Below are 4925 nucleotides of genomic sequence, written 5' to 3'. Positions count from 1 at the left end.
GACGCAGAGCGTCCCTAGCGGCGTTACCACGCAGAGCGTGGGAACGATCAAGCAAGATCAAAAGATCGCAGCCTGCGGCAGCTCCTACAGTGAAATTGTGTCAATGACTGTGATTGAGATAGAAGGATTGCAATGACTCCGCGTACCGCCCTCGGCGCTCTGCACATTGGTGCTTTGATGTTTGGCCTGACCGGTGTGTTCGGCAAACTCGCTGCCGCCTCCCCCGCCGTAATCGTCTTCGGGCGCGCCGCTTTTGCCGTGCTCGCCCTGGCGTTTTTCGCCCGTTTTGCCAGCCAACAGGGCTGGCAAAAACTTCAGGCCGTGGACTGGCGTCGATTGGCCCTAAGCGGCGTGTTGCTGGCCGGGCACTGGGTGAGCTTCTTCATTTCGGTGAAGATCGCCGGCGTCGCCATCGCCACCTTGGGTTTTGCCAGCTTCCCGGCATTCACGGTGATTCTCGAAGGGCTGATCTTCCGCGAACGCATCCGTGCCAATGAAATTCTGCTGGTGGTGCTGGTCAGCATCGGCCTGATTCTGGTGACCCCGGCGTTCGATCTGGGCAGCGGCGCCACCGTCGGTTTGCTTTGGTCGGTGTTGTCGGGGCTGCTGTTCTCGCTGCTGTCGCTGACCAACCGCGCCAGCTCCGGACGCATCCCGGCGGTGCAGGCGGCGCTGTGTCAAAACGTGGTGGTGGCCCTGTGTCTGCTGCCGGTCGCGGCGCCGCAACTGAGCGAAGTGCGCGCGCTGGACTGGTTGTGGATCGCCCTGCTCGGCGTGTTCTGCACCGGCGTCGCCCACAGCCTGTTCGTCGCCAGCCTGGCGGTGATCAAGGCGCGCACGGCGGCGGTAGTGTTCGCGATGGAGCCGGTCTACGGCATCACCGTCGCCTGGCTGCTGTTCAATGAAAACCCGACGCCGAAGATGTTGATCGGCGGCGCGCTGATCATTGTCGCCATCGTCGTCTCGGCGCGGATGTCAGGCAGTGCCGACAAGAAAAGCGTCGCCGCCGAGGCCGCGTCTCACTGACTGCGGTCGTTGTGGCCGAGGTCGCGATCTGGATCGATCTGATCGCGAACTCGCTGTTTCAGCACCTTGGCCTCAGGGAAACCGCCATCGGCCTTGCGCTCCCAAATCTGCACGCCTGCGCAGGTGATGTGAAAGACCCCGCCGGTGCCTGGCACCAAAGAGACTTTGCCGAGATCGTCGGCAAACGTGCTGAGCAGTTCCTGCGCCAGCCACGCGGCGCGCAGCAACCACTGGCATTGGGTGCAATAGGTGATGACAACTTCGGCTTTGGCAACGGTCATGTTCGCGGAAACTCCTGAGACAGAGGGCGCCGCTATAATAGCCGGCTTTATCGCTTGCCCCGAGACTCACAATGCGCCGTCTGCTGTTCTGCCTGCTGCTTGGTTTCCTTCCACTCCTGGTTCACGCCAGTGACGCGCCACGGCCGAAAGTCGGCCTGGTGCTCTCCGGCGGCGCGGCCCGCGGGCTGGCGCATATCGGCGTGCTTAAAGCACTGGAAGAACAAGGCATCAAGATCGATGCGATCGCCGGCACCAGCATGGGCGCGGTGGTCGGCGGCCTGTATGCCTCGGGCTACAAGATTGATGAGCTGGAAAAGCTCGCGCTGAACATCGACTGGCAAGCCGCGCTCTCCGATGCCCCGCCGCGCGAAGATGTGCCATTTCGGCGCAAGCAGGATGACCGCGACTTTCTGGTGAAACAGAAACTCAGCTTCCGTGACGACGGCAGCCTTGGCCTGCCGCTGGGGGTGATTCAGGGCCAGAACCTTGCGCTGCTGCTGGAAAGCCTGCTGGCGCACACCAGTGACACCCGCGATTTCGACAAACTGCCAATCCCGTTCCGCGCCGTCGCCACCGACATTTCCAATGGCGAAAAAGTGGTGTTCCGCAAAGGTCACTTGCCTCAGGTGATCCGCGCGAGCATGTCGATCCCGGCCGTGTTTGCCCCGGTTGAACTCGACGGCCGCCTGCTGGTGGACGGTGGCATGACCGACAACATCCCTCTCGATGTGGCACGGCAAATGGGCGTCGACGTGGCCATCGTCGTCGATATCGGCACACCGCTGCGCAACCGCAAGCAGTTGACCACCGTGGTCGACGTGTTGAACCAGTCGATTACCCTGATGACTCGCAGCAACTCGGAAGAACAACTGGCGGCGCTGAAATCGTCTGATGTGCTGATCCAGCCGCCGCTGGCGGCATTCGATGCCACCGATTTCGGCAAGGCTCAGGAAATGATCGACGCCGGCTACCGCGCCACCCGAGTTCTCGATGCGCGCCTCGCCGTGCTCAAACCCAAAGAAGCCCAGGACGCCGAGCTCAATGCCGCCCGTTCGCCGGGCCAACGGACGCCGATCATCACCGCGATCCGCGTCGAGAACGACTCGAAAGTCGACGACGATGTGATCCGCTACTACATCCGCCAGCACATCGGCGAGCCCCTCGACCTGGGTCGACTGCACTCGGACATGGGCACCTTGTATGGCCTCGACTATTTCGAGCAGGTGCAATACCGCGTGGTGCACAAAGGCCAGGAACACACGCTGGTGATCAGCGCCCGTGGCAAGCGCAGCGGCACCGATTACTTGCGCGTCGGCCTAAACCTGTCAGACGACATGCGTGGCGACAGCGCCTTCAACCTCGGCGCCAGTTATCGCATCAACGGCATCAACCGCCTCGGTGCGGAATGGCTGACCCGGGCGCAGATCGGCGACAAACAGGAGCTGTACACCGAGTTCTATCAGCCGCTGGACGTCGGCTCGCGCTACTTCGTCGCACCGTATGCATCGTTTGAGGCGCAGAACGTCGACTCGGTGCTGGATAACGACCCAATCGCGCAGTATCGCGTAGAGCGTTATGGCTTCGGTCTGAACCTAGGTCGGCAGATCGGCAACAACGGCGAAGTGCGCTTCGGGGTGGGTGAGGCCTGGGGCAAGGCGGATGTGCGCATTGGCGATCAGGATCTGCCGAGCGAGAGTTTCAATGAGGGTTTCTACAGCTTGAAGTACTCGTACGACTCGCTGGACAACGTCTACTTCCCCCACGAGGGCAAGGACGTCAGCCTGACCTTCATGCAGTTCGAGCCCGGCCTGGGCTCGGACACACGCTATCGTCAATGGGAGTTCAAACTCGACAAAGCCATGAGTCACGGGCCGGATACGTTGATCCTGGGTGGCCGCTACGGCCGTACGCTGGACGATGCCAATGTCGTGACGTCGAGTTTTCTGCTCGGCGGTGCGCGGCAGTTGTCCGGGTTCCGCGAGGATGCGGTGTCCGGGCAGAACGTCAGCCTGATGCGCGCGGTGTACTACCGCCGGCTGACGCCGCGTTCGTACCTGCCGCTGGACTTCCCGCTGTACGCCGGCGCTTCGCTGGAACGGGGTCGGGCGTGGAACAACGACAATGAGTTCGACAGTGGCTACATCAATGCGGCGAGCGTGTTCATCGGCTTCGATACGCCACTGGGGCCGCTGAATTTCAGTTACGGACTGAATGATGCGAACGAGCAGGCGGTGTACCTCAACCTCGGCCAGACCTTCTGATCGCGTCGCCTGAAAATCCGCTATCGCGAGCAGGCTCACTCCTACAGGGGAGCGCATTCCAATGTAGGAGTGAGCCTGCTCGCGATGACCATATCCGCTAGCCCATAGAAATATCAGGCCTTAGCGAATCCCCGCCAGCAGCGTTCGCGCCGTCTGCTTGAGTGGCTCGTCGCCGTCCTTGAGCAGTTCGTTCAACAGCGAAATCGCGCTGTCGATGTCACCGTCATCAATGCAATTCTGTGCCTCTTCCAGCTTTCCGGAGTGGGCGGCTTGCGGCGAATCAGGCTTCTGCAAATCCAGCGGTTCGAGTACCAGTGATGGCTGTGAATCACCGAACTCGTTGAGGAATTCATCATCCAGCGCCTGTACATCCGGCTCGGGGATCCACTCCAGCTCCGCTTCTTCACTGGCCTCGGGTCCTGGCAATTCGAAATCCTGCGGCAGAATCTGCAGATTCGAGCCAAAAGCAGACTCATCGGCAGCCGGCTGACTCGGTGTTGATCGGCTGTCGTCCAGATCCCAGCTGGAATCCATCGACAGCTCGCCCAGGTTCAATTCGAAATCGTCCTCGGGCGCTGCCGGCTCTGGGGCGGGAGCGGCTTTGACGATGGGCGCGACGTTGGCGACCACTGGCGCAGCGGCCGCCAACGGCGCAACACTCAGCAACTTCGGATGACGGTCACGAATGGTCTGCAATTGCTGCTCATCGACACCCGACTGACGTAACTGATGTTCCTGTTGTTCGTACGCCGCGCTATCACCCTGACGCCCGAGGACTTCAAGCAACTGCACGCCAAGGTCGAGACGCTCCGGCTCCTTGTGCAAAGCGTCGCGCAGCAGCCCGACGGCCTCCCCCAGTCGTCCATACGCCAGATAAATCCCTACCGCTTCCAGCACATCGCCCGCCGCCGGCTCTTCGCGATGCTCCTCTGCGGCGTGCGCCGTCACGGCATGGCTGGTGTCAGCGTCAACCGTCTCGGGTTGATTATCGGGAGGCAGAAACGGCAGTGGCATTTCACCCGGTTTTGCCTGACGACGCCGGCGCACGAACCATCCGCCCATCAGCACGCCCAGCAACAGCAACAATCCGCCCAGCAGCCAGCCATTCGGCGCATCGTCAGCGGACTCAACTGGCGCAGTGACCGGTGCCGGGGCTGGCGGGGCTGGCGCTGCCGGCGGCGCCTTCTGCAGCTCGATCAGTTGAGTTTGCAGTTCACCCATGTGCTTTTTGCCATCGACGATCAGCGACTGCTGTTCCTGCAATTTTGCGTTCAACTCTTCGATGGTTTTCTGCAATTGCTGGTTGTGCAAGACACTGGCCGCCAATTGCTCACTGAGGGCAGGATCGGCGGGCGCC

Annotated in this window: 4 protein-coding genes; 2 read left to right on the top strand and 2 right to left on the bottom strand. The window is 61.6% G+C overall.

All coding sequences use genetic code 11. The features are described 5' to 3' along the window. Window positions 1–132 precede the first annotated feature (132 nt). Window positions 133–1026, top strand: coding sequence for a DMT family transporter (locus PMI37_RS27290; protein ID WP_008087389.1), 894 nt, complete (start codon window positions 133–135; stop codon window positions 1024–1026). Here the strand turns inward: PMI37_RS27290 and PMI37_RS27285 are convergent. Then, on the bottom strand, window positions 1020–1307 hold the full coding sequence (locus PMI37_RS27285; RefSeq protein WP_008087388.1) for a SelT/SelW/SelH family protein: 288 nt from the start codon (window positions 1305–1307) through the stop codon (window positions 1020–1022). The two genes, PMI37_RS27290 and PMI37_RS27285, sit on opposite strands and share 7 nt — an antisense overlap. A 71-nt stretch (window positions 1308–1378) precedes the next feature. On the opposite strand from PMI37_RS27285, the gene PMI37_RS27280 reads away from it, so the two are divergent. After that, on the top strand, window positions 1379–3568 hold the full coding sequence (locus PMI37_RS27280) for a patatin-like phospholipase family protein (protein WP_008087386.1): 2190 nt from the start codon (window positions 1379–1381) through the stop codon (window positions 3566–3568). A 120-nt stretch (window positions 3569–3688) separates the two neighbouring features. Here the strand turns inward: PMI37_RS27280 and PMI37_RS27275 are convergent. Further along, window positions 3689–4925: FimV/HubP family polar landmark protein (locus tag PMI37_RS27275; protein ID WP_008087384.1), on the bottom strand; the 1237-nt coding region annotated here is incomplete at its 5' end.

The organism is Pseudomonas sp. GM80 (assembly GCF_000282515.1).
Lineage (GTDB): Bacteria > Pseudomonadota > Gammaproteobacteria > Pseudomonadales > Pseudomonadaceae > Aquipseudomonas.
The sequence above is the reverse complement of the archived record's forward strand: the minus strand, read 5'-3'. Positions and strand labels throughout refer to the sequence as shown.

Bases quoted from the DNA above. Each gene is read 5' to 3' on its own strand.
- PMI37_RS27280 (WP_008087386.1), top strand. From the start codon at position 1,379: ATGCGCCGTCTGCTGTTCTGCCTGCTGCTTGGTTTCCTTCCACTCCTG.
- PMI37_RS27290 (WP_008087389.1), top strand. From the start codon at position 133: ATGACTCCGCGTACCGCCCTCGGCGCTCTGCACATTGGTGCTTTGATG.
- PMI37_RS27285 (WP_008087388.1), bottom strand. From the start codon at position 1,307: ATGACCGTTGCCAAAGCCGAAGTTGTCATCACCTATTGCACCCAATGC.